This is a genomic window from Streptomyces sp. NBC_01717 (assembly GCF_036248255.1).
GTDB lineage: Bacteria > Actinomycetota > Actinomycetes > Streptomycetales > Streptomycetaceae > Streptomyces.
The window spans coordinates 6,313,573-6,330,734 of sequence record NZ_CP109178.1; the positions used below are offsets into that span (position 1 = coordinate 6,313,573).

A 17,162-nucleotide genomic window follows, 5' to 3' on the forward strand; every position below is an offset into this window, starting at 1 on the left:
GCGGTCGGATCAGGGCGCGGAGTCGAACGCCTCGGGATGGATCTGGTCCCGCGTCGCCCTGTACTGCTGCCGCACCGCCTGACCGACCGGCAGCTCCTCGCCCGGCTCCAGCACCTGCGCCGCCGCGCCCTGCCAGGCCGGCGGGGTGCGCGGATCGAGCGTCCCCTGCGAGACCCCCAGCGCCCAGGCCGCCTGCCGGGCAGCACCCAGCGCCGCGTACTCGGCCGGCTGCGGTACGACGACCTGCGTACCGAAGAGCGCGGGCGCAAGTCCCTGCACGGCAGGCAGCTCGGCGGCCGCACCCAGCAGGAACACCCGCCGCACCTCGACCCCGCGGCCACGCAGCACATCGAGTGCGTCGGCCAGCGAGCACAGCATCCCCTCGAACGCCGCCCGCGCCAGATGCTCCGGCTTCATCGACTCCCGCCGCAGCCCGCTCAGCGTGCCCGCGGTGTGCGGCAGATGCGGGGTGCGCTCGCCTTCCAGATACGGCAGAAGTACGAGCCCGGACGCGCCCGGCGTCGACTTCAGCGCCAGCGCGGACAGCTCCTCCAGACCCTCCAGGCCCAGCATCTCGGCGGTGCCCCGCAGCGCACGCACCGCATTGAGCGTGTACACGACCGGCAGATGCATCCCGGTGGCATCCGCGAACGACGTGATCATCCCGGACGGATCGGCCAGCGCCTCGTGGTGCACCGCCATCACCGAACCCGAGGCTCCCAGCGACACCACCGCGTCGCCGGGCCCGACCCCGAGCCCGAACGCCGCCGCCATCGTCTCGCCGGTCCCGGCCGAGATCAGCAGCCCCTCCGGCGTCGTCCCTGCCGCATCGGCGGGGCCCAGTACCTCAGGCAGCGCAGCCTGGTGCCCGAGCGCGAGCTCCACCAGATCGGGCCGGTACGCACCGCTTTCCGCCGACCAGTACCCCGTCCCCGACGCGGCACCCCGGTCGGTGGTCCGCCGGTTCGGCCGGCCCAGCAGTTGCCAGACCAGCCAGTCGTGCGGCTGCAGCACCGAAGCGACCCGCTGCGCCGCCTCCGGCTCGGTCCGCGCCAGCCATCGCAGCTTCGACACCGGTTGCGCGGCCTGCGGCACGGCCCCGACCGCCTGGGCCCAGGCCTGCCGCCCGCCGAGCCCGTCGATCAGATCGGCCGCGGCGACCTGCGCGCGCTTGTCGTTGCCGAGCAGTGCCGGACGTACGAGGTTGCCCTGCCGGTCGAGCGGCACCAGACCGTGCTGTTGCGCGGACACGCCGATGGCCTGGACGCCTTCGAGCAACCCGCCGGTGGCCGCCTCACCGAGTGAGAGCAGCCACACCTGCGGATCGGCCTCGGTGGCCTTCGCCTCGACGGGATGTGCGGCGTACCCCTGCCGGAGTACGGCACCCGTGTCCGCATCGCAGACGACGATGTGTGTGAAGGCCGAAGAACTGTCCAAGCCGGCGACTATGCCCATGATGAAGATTCTGCCGCACCGCCGGAGCTTTCCCGTACGGAAGGCGGGCGGCCACCCCTGTCACGTGTTGCTGGTGCCCCAGTCGTCCTCGACACCCCGGCCCTGGCTCCGCTCCCGCACCGACCGCACCCGCTCGGCCACCGAGGCGGGCACCTTGTCACCGACCTTGACGCTCACCGCGTGGTACGCCTTGCCCGCGAACTCGCGGCTGCTCTGTGCCGCGGACTCGGCGGTATTGCGCACGGCCGGGTTCTGGGCGATCTGACGTGCGGACTTCTTCAGCTGCTCGTAGCGCTCGCGTCCGGCCCGTGTGCCGATGACGTAACCGAGGGCCAGGCCGGCGATGAACGTGAGCCGGTACCGCATGGCTGCCACCCTTCTCCTGCTCCGTGCTTGCTGCGTATGTGCTCGGTGCGACGTGTGCTGCCCGCCTACCCGCCGGGGCCCGAGATCACCCGGGGCGATACCGATTGGCGGAGCACCCCCCCGCTTGCGCTAATGTATGTGTCGCAGCGAACGCGCGCCGCCCGGCAGCAGCCAGGCAGGTAGGGTTCGGTGCAAACGCAGCAATCCCCTGTAGCTCAATTGGCAGAGCAGCCGGCTGTTAACCGGCAGGTTACTGGTTCGAGTCCAGTCGGGGGAGCGCGATCCCCTGTAGCTCAATTGGCAGAGCATTCGGCTGTTAACCGGAGGGTTACTGGTTCGAGTCCAGTCGGGGGAGCGGAACGGAAGAGGGCCCTTCGGGGTCCTTTTTCGCGTGCCGGGCCGGAGGGTGGTTCGACGGCCGGAGCCGGACTCTTTCGTGTCTACGCCACACCGTCCGGAACCGGGCAGCGAGCAGCACAGTCCTCATGGTCAGGCGAAGCCGACCATCCGGAGCGAGAGATCGTATGACCGGCTATGCTGCGGCAGACGGCGCGCACACATGTGCGCGCCACGCCGAAAAGGGGCGGTAGCTCAGCCGGTTAGAGCAGCGGACTCATAATCCGTCGGCCGTGGGTTCGAGTCCCACCCGCCCCACCACGGCGGCTGCAGCGCAGGAACGTTCCAGCCTTCTGGAAACAAGGATGCACACGCGGCAGCGTCGAATGTGCAAGACACGCTGAAGGCCCTTCGAGGGCCCCCTGTCGGCTCAGCGGCCGACGGATCGGAGCAGGACGGAGCCCCGGCCGCACATGCGGCCGGGGCTCTGTGCGAGGCCTCCCGCGGAGCCCGAACTCCGCACGCACCGACCCGTTTCGTCCGGGCATACGTCAAGTGGGCCGGCTGTCAGCGGCGTTGAGAGGGCGTGCGGGAGCTGTGGCGTCCCGCGTCTGCCCCCCTGACGCTCAGTACGGGCAATTTCCTTTGCGTTAGCAACGCATTTGACTCATCGCGACTCCGCGGCGAGCCCTCGAACGGTAGCGGCCCGCCGTCACGCTCCGGGGCCGCCCCGTCGCGCCCCGCCTGCGCCTGTGGGTATCTGTCGGCCGTGGACCCGGATCTGCGGGGGCGCGGGGCTGCTGCGGCCGGTTTTCGCCAGGGGCGCTGCGGGTGGGCCCCGTTGTGCCGATGAGGCGCCCTGCAGACCCCTTTGTGCCCGTGTGTCATGCAGGGCGATACCTCGAATATTTACCGGGAAATGCGGCTTTTGCCCGAATTCGTACGCGTACGACTTGTTGGTCCCGTTAAGGCGTCGTAGTGTCGGTAGTGCCGCGGCAGAAACAGGGAGCGGCACACCGAACTACTTCCCAAAGGAGGCGAAGATGAACGTTCGTGACATCTTCCGCCATGGGGGTGGCAGGGGTCGTTGGGGCGGCTGGGGCGGCTACGGCGGCTACGGCGGTTACGGCGGCTACGGCTACGGCTTCGGTCGGCGTGGACGCGGCGGCTTCGGACGTCGAGGCCGCGGCGGTTACGGCGGCTACGGCGGCTACGGCGGCTACGGCGGCTTCCGCTAATCCCCGACCACCCAGAATCCCCAAACCCCTTACACGAGGCTGGCCCGCGCGACCGCGCGGGTCACGCCTCGTGGTTTTGGGGCCCGCGCCCCAGGGGCCTCCCGTTCGGATCATGTCGGCCTGCGGCCCCTGGCAGGCGTTCCGCAGGCGCTCTTCAAGGCTTGAATCACGACGGCATCGCAGATCGCGCTGTGATCCCGCCCCGATCCGGGAGCGGGCTCCGGCCGTTGTCCGCATTCCGCACTCCTCAGTGATGTGAGGCCCATGCGCCTTCTCGGCCCCCTCGCGCGCCCCGACGAGCCGCCCCCGGAATCGGTGACGGACGTTCCGATCCGTACCGACCCCATCAGCGTGGTGCGGTCGTTCCGGCGGTTCTGGCCGCTCACCTATGGCGACCGGCGCTGGCTCCTGCTCATCTGCGCCCTCGCCGCCGTGACCGCGGTCGCGGAGACCATCACCATCCTTCTCTTCGCGGAACTGACCGACAACGCTCTGCAGCAGGGATCCGTCAGTGCCTTCTGGAAACCTGCTGGTCAGTGGCTCACCGTGGCCGTCATCGGTGCGATCGTGGGGTATCTGTGCAGCTCGCTCGCGGTATGGACCGCCGAACGCTTCGTGATGCGGCTGCGGGCGCGCGTCTTCAGTCATCTGCAGACGCTGCCGCCCCACTTCTACCAGCGCAATCGCCGTGGTGACCTGGTCGAGCGGCTCACCGGCGATGTGGAAGCCATCGAAGCCCTCGTGGTCTCCGGCATCGTCGGGGCTGCGACCGCCCTCTTCAACACCTTCTTCTACGCTGCCGCCGCCGCGTGGCTGAGCTGGAAACTTGCCCTCGCCACCTTTGCCATGATCCCGCTCTTCTACCTCGTCACCCGCGTGTTCACGGGGCCTCTGCGCGCGGTGTCCCGGCGCGGACGTGCGGCGGACGGTGCCATCACTGCCGTGGTCGAGGAGACGCTGGTCAACGTCGTCATGACCCAGGCGTACAACAGGCAGCACGACGAGGAGGAACGGCTCCTCGGCAAGGCGCGTGCCCGGTTCAAGGCAGCGGTGAGAGGCACCCGGCTCGCCGAGCTCTACGAGCAACTCGTAGAGGTCCTCGAAACCGTGTGCGTCCTGGTGATCATCGGTCTCGGGGCGTGGCAGATCTCCACGGGCGGGATCACACTCGGTCAGCTCCTCGCCTTCGCCGCCTTCATCGGTTCCCTCTACCCGCCGATCCGCTCCCTGGGTCAGCTCGGTCTGACGGCCACCGCCGCGACCGCCGGAGCCGAGCGGCTTCTGGAGATCCTCGACACCAAGCCAACCGTCACCGACCCGGGCGCGTCCGTCGCGGCCCCGGCCCGGCGGCGCGCCGTCGGCGAGGTGGAGGCGCAGCAGGTCGACTTCCACTACCCCGGCAACCCTGAGCCGGTTCTCCGCGGTCTCTCGTTCACTGCGGTCCCCGGCGAACTGCTGGTCATCACCGGCCCCAGCGGAGCCGGCAAGTCGACCCTGGCCGCTCTGCTGCTGAGGTTCTACGACCCGGACGTCGGCAGCATCCGGCTGGACGGCACATCCGTGGACCAGCTGCCGCTGACCTACCTGCGCCGGAACATCACGCTGCTGCCGCAGGACACTCTCGTCCTGCACGACACCATCGAGCAGAACATCGCGTGCGGGCGCACCGATACGACCCTCCGTGACATCGAGGAGGCCGCGCGGGCAGCCGACGCGCACGACTTCATCCGTGCCCTTCCCGACGGCTACAAGACCGTTGTCTCACCAGGCACGTCCCGCCTCTCCGGCGGTCAGCTGCAGCGCATCGCGATCGCCCGTGCCATGGTCCGCGACGCGCCCGTTCTCCTTCTCGACGAGCCCACCACCGGCCTGGACGCACTGGCCGCACAGCGCATCCTCGGCCCGCTGCGACGCCTCGCCGAGGGACGCACCACCATCGTCATCACGCACGACCTGGCCCTCGCCACCGACGCCGACCGCATCCTGGTGCTGGACGAGGGGCGTCTGGTGGAGTCGGGCACGCACACCCAACTGCTGGACCGGAGCGGCCTGTACGCCACGCTGTTCGACGCCAAGCCCTCGCGTCGCAACGGCACCGTGAACGCATACGCCAAGCATGCGCGCCCATCGGGAATCCATTGGAGGTAGGGACCTAGAGGGAACCGGCTCCGGACCGGTCGTTACCATCCGCTGTGACCGAAACGACCGAAGAACCTGTACATCGCACGCGCATACTCGCCGACCTGACGCCGCTGCGTACCTCACCCGACTACCGGCGGCTCTGGTTCGGGAACACGGTCTCCTGGATCGGGCAGGGGATGACGGCGCTTGCCGTGTCGCTCCAGGTGTACGACATCACCGGGTCCGCCTTCTCGGTCGGGCTCATCGGGTTCTGTTCGTTTCTGCCGCTGGTCGTCTTCGGGCTGTACGGCGGGGCCGTCGCGGACACCGTAGACCGGCGCAAACTGGGGCTGGCCAGCTCCTTCGGTTCGTTCGTCCTCGCTGTCGCACTGGTCGCCGCGAGCGTCGCCGGGGTCGAGCAGCTGGGGCTGCTGTACGCGGTCGTCGCGCTGCAGGCGGTCTGCTTCGCGCTCAACTCACCGGCCCGCAGCTCGATGGTCGCGCGCCTCCTGCCGGCCGAGCAGCTGCCTGCCGCAAACGCGCTCAGCTCCATCACCAGCACCACCGGTGCGCTGGTCGGGCCGATGCTGGGCGGACTCATGGTCGGCTGGTGGGGGTACCGGGCCGCGTACACCGTCGACGCCGTCACCTTCACGGCCGCGCTGTACGCGATGTGGCGGCTGCCCTCGATGCTCCCCGAGCGCGGGGTCGACGCGGGGAGCGAGAAGCGGGCGTCCGTGGTGGGCGGGCTGCGCTTCCTGGCGGCGCGTCCCGTTCTGCGGATGACCTTCTTCACCGATCTGTGCGCCATGGTCCTCGCCCACCCGCGGGCGCTCTTCCCGGTCGTCGCCGTGCTCTGGTACGGCGGTGACGCGAAGACCACCGGGCTGCTGGTCGCGGCTCCGGCGCTGGGCGCACTGCTGGGCGGGGTGTTCTCCGGCTGGCTGAGCCGGATCAGACGGCACGGGCTCGCGGTGATCGCCGCCGTGACCTGCTGGGGCAGCGCCATCGCCGTCTTCGGGCTGACCCGTCAGCTCTGGCTCGGGCTGGTCCTGCTGGCGCTCGCCGGCTGCGCGGACACCGTCTCGATGGTCTTCCGGAACACCATGCTCCAGGCGGCGGTGCCGGACGAGATGCGGGGGCGGCTGCAGGGCGTGTTCATCGTGGTGGTGGCCGGTGGGCCGAGGCTCGGGGACTTCCTGGCGGGTTCGGTCGCCGATCTGGCGTCCCCGACGGTGGCGGCCACCGGGGGCGGCATCGCATGCGTGATCGCGGTGTCGCTGCTCGCGCTGAAGTGGCGGGGGTTCGCCCGGTACGACGCCCGGGATCCGCAGCCCTGACCGGGCCGGGGGCCGGTCCTGCGGGCCGACCGGCCCCCGGTGGCGTGGCTCCTCCGCTCAGGCGGTCACGTCGGAGAGCTTCGGCATCTCGCCCTCGGTCGTCTTGACGTCGATCACGGAGAATGCCGCGCCCTGCGGGTCGCTCAGCGCCGCGAAACGGCCGAACGGGCTGGTCATCGGACCGAACCGGAGAATCGCCCCGCGATCCGTCGCCCTCGCGACCGCCGCGTCGCAGTCCTCGACGGTGAAGTACACATTGAGGTACGGCGGTACCTCGGGCGGGAAGTCGTCCGTCATCCTCATCCGGCCCAGGACCGGATCGGCGCCCAGGTCGTAGAGCGCGAAGTCGATCGCGTCGTCCTGCATCTGCTTCACGCGGTACGGGAAGACGGCGGGGAAGAACGCGTCCGACTTCGCCGGGTCCCGGGTGAACACCTCGGCCCAGCAGTACGCGCCCGGTGTGGCCCTGGCCTCGAACCCTTCGTGCTGCCCCGCCTGCCACACACCGAAGACCACCCCGCCCGGGTCGCGGGCCAGCGCCATCGAGCCGAAGTCGCCGACCTGCATCGGCTCCATCAGCACCTCGCCACCGTTGTCACGGATCTTTGCGGCGGTGGCTGCGGCGTCCGGCGACGCAAGGTACAGGCACCATGCCGACTGGCCTTCCTGGCCGGGCATCGGCGGCACGACGGCGGCCACCGCCTTGCCGTTCGCGTACGCCTGCGTGTAGTTGCCGAACTCCGACGACGACTCACCGAACGTCCACCCCAGCACGTCACCGTAGAACCTCTTCGCCCCCTCGAGATCGGTGAACATCGCGTCCGCCCAGCACGGGGTGCCCTCTGGTTCCACAGCCATGGTTCTGCGCTCCTGACTCGCTGATTCGGTACGGTTTTTCACGCTAAGGGCTGTCCCGTGGTCCCTGGTGGATCGGCGCGCGGCGTCGGATGCGGTGCATCGCAAGGCGGAGGGGCGTCCTCGTACCGGTCCGTATTCGGGGGTTCCGGCAACGCGGCGAGATGCTGTAGCCGTCGTCGTGCGTCCGCAGGGATGACGGGACAGCGTCAGCCGGCAATCCCGCAGGCCGCGCGGCGAACTACCCGCCGGCGGCCGTGGCCTCCGGGGCCGCTATGCCGCGGGCGACCCCCAGCTCCACCAGGTCCTGGGGGCGCAGGCGCAACTGGTCGGCCGTGGCGTGCACGGCGTCGGGGGAGCGCTTCAGGATGGCTGCCGCGAGCTCCGGGGCGATGACGGAGAAGTAACTGTCCGGGGTGACATATGTGTTCTCCGGCGCAGCCAGGGCGAGTGCCCCGCCCGAGCCGCCCTCGCCGATCACCAGGGTCGTCACCGGGACCCGGGCCTCGGCGATCGCCGCGAACGCATCGGCGATGGCAGCCCCCGCGCCCGCCCGTTCCGCCTCGGCGTCGTTCGCCGCCCCCGGGGTGTCGATCAGAGTCAGTACGGGCACGCCGAGCCGGTCCGCGAGCCGGATCACCCGGGCCGCGGTGCGGTAACCGGCCGGACGGGTCGCCGTGCCGCACTGGGCGACGTACGCGATCGGCCGGCCGCCGCGCACCCCGAACCCGCAGAGCAGGCCCGGATCCGTACCGCCGCACCGGTCGCCGCTGAGCGGCAGCAGGTGGTCGAAGTACGCGTCGAGATACGCCCCGGCACGCGGCCGGGCCGAGGAACGGGCCTGTCGTACCGCGTCCCAGCCGGTCGCCGGCAGCCCGGTGGCCGCGAGAGCGCCCGGGACCGGCGCGGGGACACCGGACTCGTCGACGCCTGCCGCCCCCAGCGCGCCCAGCCACCGGCCCAGCGTCCGTGGCAGCTCGTCCGCGTGGACGACCGCGTCGATCTGGCCCGCAGCCAGCTGGCCCTCCGCGGCGTACGCCGACGGGTCCGCGTCCACCGGCCGCACCCGCGATCCGGCGAACCCGATCTGGGCCCCCGGCAGCGCCAGGATCACATCGGCGCCCGCCCCCAGCGTGGCCCAGCCGCCGCCGGTCGTCGGATCGCGCACGATCGCGAGCTGCGGCAGCCCCGCCGCCCGCAGCCGTGCCGAGGCACGTGCCACTCGCTGGAGCTGGGTGAGCGCGATCATTCCCTCCTGCATCCGGCTGCCGCCCGTCGCGACGATCGAGACGAGCGGCAGCCGCCGGGTGAACGCGGTCCCGTAGGCGGCTTCCAGCAGGTCCCCGGTGCGCTGCCCCAGGGATCCGCCCAGGAAGCCGAACTCGAACGAGATCAGCACACACGGTCGGCCGCCGACCGTGCCGAGGCCGTGGACGACGGACTCCTCCTCGCCGGTACGTGCCGTGGCGCGGGCCCGGGCGTCCGCGTAACCGGACCAGGAGAGCGGACCGTCCGCCGGTATCTCCGCGCCGGCCGGGGTGTTGGACTCGGTGAAGTCCTCGGTGACCGCCGCGATCGCCTGCCGCGCCGTCAGGCGCCTACGCACCGAGCGACCGCTTCATGATCTTGCCCATGTCGTTGCGTGGCAGCGCCTCCAGATAACGGACTGTGCGGGGGCGCTTGTGCGGGGCCAGCTGGGTCGCCACATGGTCCGCGAGCTCGGCCTCCGTGGGCGGTGCGGCCGGGTCGGCCGGCACCACCCAGGCGACGATCCGCTCGCCCAGATCCGGGTCCGGCTCCCCGGTGACGGCGGCCTCGCGGACGCTCGGGTGGTCCAGCAGCGCGTTCTCGATCTCGCCCGCACCGATCTTGTAGCCGCCGCTCTTGATCAGGTCGGTGGCCTTGCGGCCGACGATCCGTACATAGCCGTCGTCGTCGAGGGCGGCCATGTCGCCGGTGCGGAACCAGCCGTCCTCGGCGAAGGCGGCCGCCGTCGCGTCGGGGCGGTTCAGATAGCCGGCGAAGAGGTTCGGGCCGCGCACCTGGATCTCGCCCACCGCGCCCTCGGCCGTCGGATCGTCGAGCGGGGTGCCGTCCTCCTCGACGAGCCGGAGTTCGACGCCCCGCAGCGGTGCGCCGACCGTCCCGGGGCGAGGCTCGCCGTCCGCCCGGATGCCCGTGTTCATCAGGGTCTCCGTCATGCCGTACCGCTCGATGACCCGGCGGCCGGTCGCTGCCGCGATGCGTTCGTGGTCATGGACCGGAAGCGCGGCCGACCCCGATACCAGCAGCCGGGCCCCGGTGAGCGCCTCCGCCAGCTCGGCCGCGGCCGGTGCCGCCGTACCGAGCGCCTCGGCGATCCGGTGGTACATCGTCGGCACGCCGAACAGCATCGTGGCGCCGGACGACAGCTCCCGGGCCACACCCTCGGTGGAGAACCGCCCCAGGTGCCGCACCGATCCGCCCAGGCGCAGCGGCCCGAGCACGCCCAGGATCAGGCCGTGCACATGGAACAGCGGCAGAGCGTGCACAAGGACGTCGTCGCCGGTCCATTGCCAGGCGTCCGCCAGCGCGTCCAGCGAGGCGGCGATCGCGCGGCGGGGCAGGATCGCACCTTTGGGCGGGCCCGTGGTGCCGGAGGTGTAGACGATCAGGGCGGGGGACTCGGGGGAGGGTTCGGGGAAGACGACGCCGTCGGCCGCCGCTGCCGTGTCGACATCCTTGCGGTCCACCGCGGCGAGCACCGGCGGGAGTACGTCACCCGCCCCGGCCAGCACCGCCGACGGGGCGCTGTCGGCCACGATGTGCGCCAGTTCGCGTGTGCCGCTCTTCGGGTTGAGGGGGACGGCGGGCACCCCGGCCCGCAGCGCCGCCACCACCGCGACGACGGTCTCGGCGGTCGGCGTGGCCCAGACGGCGACCCTTCCCGCGCCCGCGAGCCGCTCGGCGAGCGCGTCGGAGGCCGCGGCCAACTGGGCGTACGTCAGGGTGGTTTCACCGAACCGGACGGCTTCCCGGGCGGCCGCGGGGACGGATCCGTCGTGCAGCGCAGGCAGAAGAGAGGTCACCCTCCGACCCTAAGGGCTGTCCGTGATCCCTGGCGGGCGCGCGACGACAGCGGGGCGCCTCGTCGCGTTGTCGGAGCGCCCGGATACGCGCCCAGTAGAAGGACGCCTCTCCGCCCCGCGACGCGCCGTATCCGACGCCGCGCGCTGATCCACCGGGAGTACGGGACACCCCTCATCAGACAGCCGGTTCGGGCATCCTCTGGTCCCGCTGAATGTTCCGCATCCGTCCGTACGCGTACACGCACCCGGCCAGCGCCAGGTCGGACAGCAGCATGAAGGCGATCGAGTACGAGCCCTTCGCGCTGTAGATCGCACCCATCACCAACGGCGGGACGAAGCCGCCGAGTCCGCCCATCGCGCCGACGATTCCGGTGACGCTGCCCACCTTCGGCTGCGGTGTCACCTGCGAGACGAGGGCGAAGATGCTGCCGCTCGATGTGCCCAGTCCGGCCGCCATGCAGAGCAGTGCGATCGTGCCGCCCGGCGCCAGTTTCGGGTCGAAGGCCTGGATGATCGCCATCAGTGCGGCCAGCCCCAGTGCCGCCGAGGTGACCAGCGCCGGGTGGATGTGGTCCGAGAGCCAGCCGCCGATCGGCCGGAAGACGACGGTGACCAGGGCGAACCCGGCGGCTTTCGTGCCGGCGTCGGTCGGCGAGAGGTCGTACCAGGTCTTCAGATAGGTCGGCAGATAGACGCCGAACGCCACGATGCCGCCGAAGCCGATCGCGTACAGCGCGGAGAGTTCCCAGGTGACCCGCAGTCGCCCGGCCTCGCGCAGCCGGTGGCCGAGCGAGTCGGTCGGTACCTTCCGGTCCGGGTGGTCGCTGATCAGCACCGCGGCCAGTGCCGCGTACACCACCAGCGCACCGGCGACGACGAGGAACGGAAGGTTGTCGCCGTGCTGGGCGATCCGCGGGGTGAAGTAGCCGGAGAGTGCGACACCACCCATGCCCATGCCGAACACACCCAGCGCGAGCCCTCGATCGGAGGGTGGGAACCACGAGTTGACCAGCGGGATACCGATCGCGAACGTCGTGCCGCCCAGCCCCAGCAGAAAGCCCGCGGCGAGCATCGCCCCGTACGAGCTCCTCGCCGGGATCAGCAGCAGAACGGGGACGATGGTCAGCGCCGAGACCAGCGGGAACATGAGCCGGGCGCCGTACTTGTCGGTGAGCGCCCCCGCCGCGATCCGGCCCAGCGAACCGACCAGCACCGGCACGGCGACCAGCAGCGACTGCTCGAACGAGCTCAGCCCGAGCCGCTCCTTGTAGTCCCCGGAGAGCGGCGCGATCAGGTTCCAGGCCCAGAACGTGAGTCCGAAGCCGATCGTGGCCACCACAAGATTGCGGTATGCGGCCGCGGACGGCCGGCCTGTCGGAACGGGGGACTGCTTGACGGCTTCCACCCTGCAAGTCAAGGACGGGTGGTGTCGGTGGGCCCGTCGGCCTACGCCGGCCGAGTCACGGGTCACGGGCCGGGCCGACGCGGGTCTCCGCAGTCGCAATCCGGCACAAGCTGCGACAATCGCGGTATGGACCGTCTGGACAGGGAAATCCTCAGCGTCCTCCAGGAGGACGCGCGGATCTCGTACCGCGATCTGGGGGTACGGGTCGGCCTCAGTGCCAACGCCGCGGCCGACCGGGTGCGGCGGCTGCGCCGCGACGGCGTCATCCGCGGCTTCACCGTGATCATCGACCCGGCCGCCGACACCCGAACGGGTCTGGTCGTCTTCATCGATGTCACGCTGCGTATCGACACGACCAATGAGGTGTTCGAACGGGCGGTTCTCGCCCTGCCCGGCATCACCGAAGTGGTGCACGTGACGGGCGGGCACGACTATCTCGTACGGGCCACGGTCGCCGACACCGCCGCCCTGGACGGACTGCTGCGTCGGCTCAAGCGGGAAGCGGGCGTCGCCCACTCCAGCACCCGGGTAGCGCTCAGAGCGGCGCCTGCCAGGTGAACGTCGTGGAGCGCGAGCCGTCGTCGCCCCGTCCGTCGTCGGCGACCGCCAGCCGGACTGCGGCCCGCCCGTCGGGCAGCCGCGCCGTCGCGTCCACCTCCACCTCGATGGCCGACACGCCGGTCCGCCGGTGCGCCGCCGCGAGCGCGCCGCGCAGTGCCGCGAGGAGCTGCCGGTCCGCGGGCTGCCGCACGAGTGAGTCCACCGCCCCGGTGAACTGCACCGACGGCTGGAAGCCGAGAACGGCGGCCGCGCCCCCGGTCTCCCGGAGCACCCGGCCGCGGAAGGTGCTGGGCGCATCGGTGGGCGGCTGCTGGAGGGCGAAGATCGCGGTCCGTACTTCCTGAATGGTGGAGTTCAGCTCGTCGACGGCCCGGGTGAGCAGCTCGTCCGTCTCCGGGGCGACCGCCCGGCGGCGGGTCGACTCCAGCATCATCTCGGTCGCGAAGAGCCGCTGGACGACGAGATCGTGCAGATCGCGGGCGATCCGGTCACGGTCCTCGTACACCGCGAGCTGTTCCCTGTTGTGCTGGGCGTCCGCCAGCACCAGGGCGAGCGCGGCCTGCGAGGCGAACTGGGAGGCCAGCAGCCGGTCCACGGCCGTGTACGGGCGGCCGCCGCGCCGCCGGGGCAGTGCGAGGGTCCCGATGAGCCTGCCGCCGCTCTGCAACGGCAGCATCATGCTGGGACCGAACCGGGTCCGCACATGCGTCGTCATCCGCGGATCGGTCGCCGAGTCGTCGATGAAGACCGGCTCTCCGCCCAGCAGCTGCACCAGCACGGGGGAGCCCGGCTCGATGGTCGTGCCGACGATGCCGGCCGGGTCGTCGAGCGTGGACGCGGTGACGATCTCCATCCCGCCGTCCTCGGTCGGCTGGAGGATCACCCCGGCCGAGGCATCGGCGAGAATGCGGGCCCGCTCGGCAACGGTCATCAACGCGTCCGTCGCGTTCGTGCCGCCCAGCAGCGCCGTGGTGACGGCCGCCGCGCCCTCGATCCAGCGCTCCCGCTGGCAGATCGTCTCGTACAGCCGGGCGTTGCCGATCGCGATCCCGGCCTGAGCGGCGAGGACCTGCAGCAGCGCCATGTCCGTATCGGTGAAGTGTCCGGTGCGTTTCCCGGTGAGATAGAGATTGCCGAACACCTCGCTGTGCACCCGGATTGGCGCCCCGAGGAAGGAACGCATCCGTGGATGGCCGGGCGGTACGCCGCTGGAGCGCGGGTCGGCGGTCAGATCGTCCGAGCGCAACGGTTCGGGTTCCTCGACGAGCACGCCGAGCAGTCCCGAATGGCCGTCCGGGAAGCGGCCGATGCGCCTGCGTTCGGCATCGGTCAGACCGGAGGTGAACAGTTCGGTGATGGTGCTGCGGTGGGGGTCGAGGACGCCGAGCGCGCCGTACCGGGCCTCGGTGAGCGCGGTGGCGGTGTCCACGATCTGCTGGAGGGTGGCCCGCAGTTCGAGATCGGTGCCGACGCTGAGCACCGCTTCCAGGAGTAGCGGCAGCTTGCGCGGCCTGCTGCTCGGGGGCCCGCCCGCCGCACCCCGGCCTTCGCTCTCGTAAGTCATCCGCCGCCCCGACGGCCGTCAGGCGGCCAGCGGGTTGAGGACCATCGGCTCGACCTTGCCGTCCAGCATGGCGCCGAGCCCCAGGACGGCGCACACATCGGGTCGTTCCGCGATGTGCACCGGCATGCCCGTCGCATCGCGCAGCATCTGGTCGAGCCCGGGCAGCAGCGCACTGCCGCCGACCATCATGATCCCGCAGTCCGCGAGGTCGGCCACCAGATCGGGCGGGCAGTGGCGCAGCACCTTGCCGAGGCCGTCGAGGACCGCAGTCAGCGGGGTGTGGATGGCGCGCCGCACGGCGGCGGTGTCGACCTGCACCGAACGGGCGAGACCGGTCACGACGTCACGGCCATGGATCTCGGTCACGGCCGGGCCGTGCGAGGTCAGGCCGTTGCCGCTGAGGGCCAGCTGCAACGGGCGTACCGACTGGCTCGGCAGCATCAGCTCGTGCTGCTGGCGCAGATGCTGGATCACCGCGTGGTCGATGGCATCGCCGCCGATCGGGATCCGTACGGCGGTCACGATCGAACCGAGCGAGAGCACGGCGATCTGCGTGGTGGCCGCCCCGCACACCATGATCATGCTCCCGACCGGTTGCTCGACCGGGAGATCGCAACCGACCGCCGCCGCAAGCAGGGTGTCGACCAGCTCGACCCGCCGGGCGCCGAGCCCGACCAGGGTCTCGATGGTGGCGCGCTGGGCGAGCGGATCGCTGTCGTGCGGGGTGCAGGCGGCGGCGCGCAGCCGCGGCTTGCGGCGCAGCTGACGGCGGAGCTTCTCGCCGAGCAGATGGCGGAGCATGCGCTGGGCCATTTCGATGTCGATGACAGACCCGCCGGAGACCGGGCGGACCACCCGGATGTAGTCAGGGGTGCGGCCCGTCATCTTCTCGGCGAGCTCACCGACGGCGATGAGCGAACCGCTCCGGGTGTTGATGGCGGCGGCACTCGGCTCGTCGACGACGAGCCCGAGCCCCTTGATGTACACGCGGGTCCGGGCGGCCCCGAGGTCGACGGCGACGTGGCAGCGGCGCAACTGCTCAAGACTGACGGTCACGGCAGGTCTCCCGGGAGCGCTGATGGGCGGTGCCGGCGGCGGCCGGCCCTCTTCGCATCGTGCGGCGCGCGCGCTCCCACCGCCCGCTGGGATGGGCCATCAGGGGGCGGAGGGTTGACGGACTACCAGGTCAGGGCTGTGGTGTGCCCTGGAGCAGTCGCTGGAACAGCCCCCAGGTGAACTCGGCGACATACGGCGCACCCGTCCCGGGGTCGGTGATGGCGAGCGCCCACCGGCTCGGTGCGCTGCCCTCCATCGGGCGGGCCGGTGGGAAAGCCCGGGCGACCTCGTCGACGGTGCACGACCAGGGGTGCAGATCGTCGATCGTACGCAGCTCGGGACCGCTCGCCCCCGGGGCTCTGACCAGCCACTCGTTCCATACGGCCCCGCCGGGTGCGACCATCACCTCGAACCGCAGCCCAGGCCAGAGCGGCACCGGCCAGAGCAGGGCGTCGCACTCCAGATCGCCGATCCGGCGGTGCACGGAGGACTCGGGTTCGCCCAGCACCGAGCGGTAGCGGCGCAACGAGCCGCGGCCGCGGGGCGCCCGCACCATCGCCTGCCAGCGGCGGTTGGCCTCTCGCATCTCGGCGAGCGAGGCGCTGAGTTCGTGCCGGGCGTCCTCGACGAGGCCGGGCTGGTGGTCTGCCATCCGGCGGAGCAGGACGAGCTGGAACTCGAGTGGGCCAAAAGGGGCGGCGGTCATGGAATTAACGTTTCCACACAGGATCCTCACGTGAGCGGCTTTCTCTGTTGTCCTATCGGCACTTAATCTGCGGGCGCCATGGATTACTGCCACCCGTGTCAGCGGCATCTCAACGGCGCCCTCGCCTGCGCCGGGTGCGGAACCCCCGCCGAGGCGCTGAGCCACTACGCCACGCCCGCCCTCTCCGGCCACGAACCGGACGCGGAGCGTGCGAAAGCCCTGCCGCCATCGCCGGGCGGACGTCGCCGCCGGTCCCGCGGCAGCACCGAGCCGGCCGAGGGCGGGCGTGGCGCGCGCGGGTCCGGGAGCAGACGCGGGTCCGCGAATGCGCGCGCGTCGGGTGGATCGCGTCGGGCGCGCCGGGACGAGCGAGGTGGCACGGACGAGCGTGCTGCCGGGGACGAGCTTTTCGCCGGCGACGAGCTTGTCGCGAGGGACCAGCTCGTCGCGAGGGATGAGCGTGGCGGCCGGGAACAACGAGGCGCCAGGGGGCAACGTGGCGGCCGGGGAGGTCGCGGCCGCCGTTCGCACCGCCGCCGTGGCCGTACCGCCCTGCTCGCCTTCCTCGGTGTCGTGCTCGCCGCCGGGGCGCTGAGCCTCGCCGAGCTGGCCATCGAACCGAAGGGTGACGACGGAGCCTCGGACTACGTACGCGAGGCCACCGACGTCACGACCGCGCCGGCGCCGAAACCCTCCTCGAGCCACGACATCGACCGCCCCGGACCGGTGGACAGCCCCTCCACCGTCCCCGTCACCGACGCGCACACCACCGGCACCGGCCCTCCGGGCACCGCGACCGGCACCGGCGGCGGTGCCCCCGGAGGTGCGGGCTCCGCCCCGCCCGCGGCCACCACCACGCCCTCCGGCGGTGCCACGTCCTCCACGGATCCGTCGTCCGGACCGAGTCCTTCCGGATCCCCCCGCGACCCGTCGGGCACCCCGACCGGCCACCCGTCACAGCACCCGAACCCGACGCCCACGCCCAGCCCGACGAAGACTCAGACGTGCTGGCTCTTCTTGTGCTTCTGAGGGCGGTCCCGTGATCCCTGGTGGATCAGCGCGCGGCGTCGGATGCGGTGCATCGCAAGGCG

14 protein-coding genes and 3 tRNA genes are annotated in these 17,162 nt (G+C 71.4%); 8 read left to right on the forward strand and 9 right to left on the reverse strand.

The annotated features are described in order from the left end of the window. Positions 1 to 9: 9 nt before the first annotated feature. Together OHB49_RS28435 and OHB49_RS28440 are read right to left on the reverse strand one after the other, a co-directional pair. Positions 10 to 1,455: an FGGY family carbohydrate kinase gene (locus OHB49_RS28435; protein ID WP_329163881.1), complete on the reverse strand. Its 1,446-nt coding sequence runs from the start codon at positions 1,453 to 1,455 to the stop codon at positions 10 to 12. Positions 1,456 to 1,515: 60 nt separating this feature from the next. Next, the gene (locus tag OHB49_RS28440) at positions 1,516 to 1,821 is read right to left on the reverse strand and encodes a YtxH domain-containing protein (protein WP_329166651.1); all 306 of its coding nucleotides are present in this window, start codon (positions 1,819 to 1,821) and stop codon (positions 1,516 to 1,518) included. A 204-nt stretch (positions 1,822 to 2,025) separates the two neighbouring features. Here OHB49_RS28440 and OHB49_RS28445 point away from each other — a divergent pair. From OHB49_RS28445 to OHB49_RS28470, 6 genes are all read left to right on the forward strand, one after another. Continuing rightward, positions 2,026 to 2,098, forward strand: a tRNA-Asn gene (locus tag OHB49_RS28445). Between the two features lie 5 nt (positions 2,099 to 2,103). Beyond that, positions 2,104 to 2,176, forward strand: a tRNA-Asn gene (locus tag OHB49_RS28450). A 225-nt stretch (positions 2,177 to 2,401) separates the two neighbouring features. Further along, positions 2,402 to 2,478 (forward strand) — tRNA-Ile (locus OHB49_RS28455). Between the two features lie 722 nt (positions 2,479 to 3,200). Continuing rightward, positions 3,201 to 3,395, forward strand: coding sequence for a hypothetical protein (locus OHB49_RS28460; protein ID WP_329163882.1), 195 nt, complete (start codon positions 3,201 to 3,203; stop codon positions 3,393 to 3,395). Between the two features lie 264 nt (positions 3,396 to 3,659). Then, on the forward strand, positions 3,660 to 5,543 hold the full coding sequence (locus tag OHB49_RS28465) for an ABC transporter ATP-binding protein (RefSeq protein WP_329163883.1): 1,884 nt from the start codon (positions 3,660 to 3,662) through the stop codon (positions 5,541 to 5,543). A 44-nt stretch (positions 5,544 to 5,587) separates the two neighbouring features. Next, the gene (locus tag OHB49_RS28470) at positions 5,588 to 6,856 is read left to right on the forward strand and encodes an MFS transporter (protein ID WP_329163884.1); all 1,269 of its coding nucleotides are present in this window, start codon (positions 5,588 to 5,590) and stop codon (positions 6,854 to 6,856) included. A 57-nt stretch (positions 6,857 to 6,913) separates the two neighbouring features. Here the strand turns inward: OHB49_RS28470 and OHB49_RS28475 are convergent, their stop codons facing one another. The 4 genes from OHB49_RS28475 to OHB49_RS28490 form a co-directional block, all read right to left on the reverse strand. Next, on the reverse strand, positions 6,914 to 7,714 hold the full coding sequence (locus OHB49_RS28475; protein WP_329163885.1) for a VOC family protein: 801 nt from the start codon (positions 7,712 to 7,714) through the stop codon (positions 6,914 to 6,916). Positions 7,715 to 7,952: 238 nt separating this feature from the next. Continuing rightward, a complete protein-coding gene (locus tag OHB49_RS28480; protein WP_329163886.1) occupies positions 7,953 to 9,317 on the reverse strand; it encodes a carboxyl transferase domain-containing protein in 1,365 nt (454 codons plus the stop codon). Then, positions 9,310 to 10,779, reverse strand: coding sequence for an acyl-CoA synthetase (locus OHB49_RS28485; protein WP_329163887.1), 1,470 nt, complete (start codon positions 10,777 to 10,779; stop codon positions 9,310 to 9,312). The genes OHB49_RS28480 and OHB49_RS28485 overlap by 8 nt, the downstream gene beginning before the upstream one ends. 175 nt (positions 10,780 to 10,954) lie before the next feature. After that, positions 10,955 to 12,184 carry a nitrate/nitrite transporter gene (locus OHB49_RS28490; RefSeq protein ID WP_329163888.1) on the reverse strand — a complete coding sequence of 410 codons (1,230 nt, stop codon included), beginning with the start codon at positions 12,182 to 12,184 and terminating at the stop codon, positions 10,955 to 10,957. Positions 12,185 to 12,310: 126 nt separating this feature from the next. Between OHB49_RS28490 and OHB49_RS28495 the strand changes: the two genes are divergently transcribed. After that, a complete protein-coding gene (locus tag OHB49_RS28495) occupies positions 12,311 to 12,742 on the forward strand; it encodes an Lrp/AsnC family transcriptional regulator (protein WP_030925866.1) in 432 nt (143 codons plus the stop codon). Here OHB49_RS28495 and OHB49_RS28500 read toward each other — a convergent pair. The 3 genes from OHB49_RS28500 to OHB49_RS28510 form a co-directional block, all read right to left on the reverse strand. Beyond that, positions 12,720 to 14,309 (reverse strand): GAF domain-containing protein, encoded by a 1,590-nt coding sequence (locus OHB49_RS28500; protein ID WP_329163889.1) that lies wholly within the window; start codon positions 14,307 to 14,309, stop codon positions 12,720 to 12,722. The two genes, OHB49_RS28495 and OHB49_RS28500, sit on opposite strands and share 23 nt — an antisense overlap. Positions 14,310 to 14,327: 18 nt before the next feature. Further along, entirely contained in the window at positions 14,328 to 15,365 is a 1,038-nt protein-coding gene (locus OHB49_RS28505; protein ID WP_030925869.1) for a rod shape-determining protein, read from the reverse strand. A gap of 130 nt (positions 15,366 to 15,495) precedes the next feature. Next, complete coding sequence (locus OHB49_RS28510; RefSeq protein WP_329163890.1) at positions 15,496 to 16,071, reverse strand: hypothetical protein; 576 nt, start codon at positions 16,069 to 16,071, stop codon at positions 15,496 to 15,498. A gap of 78 nt (positions 16,072 to 16,149) precedes the next feature. Here OHB49_RS28510 and OHB49_RS28515 point away from each other — a divergent pair, with 78 nt between their 5' ends. Continuing rightward, a complete protein-coding gene (locus OHB49_RS28515) occupies positions 16,150 to 17,100 on the forward strand; it encodes an SCO2400 family protein (RefSeq protein WP_329163891.1) in 951 nt (316 codons plus the stop codon). The last annotated feature ends 62 nt before the right edge of the window (positions 17,101 to 17,162 follow it).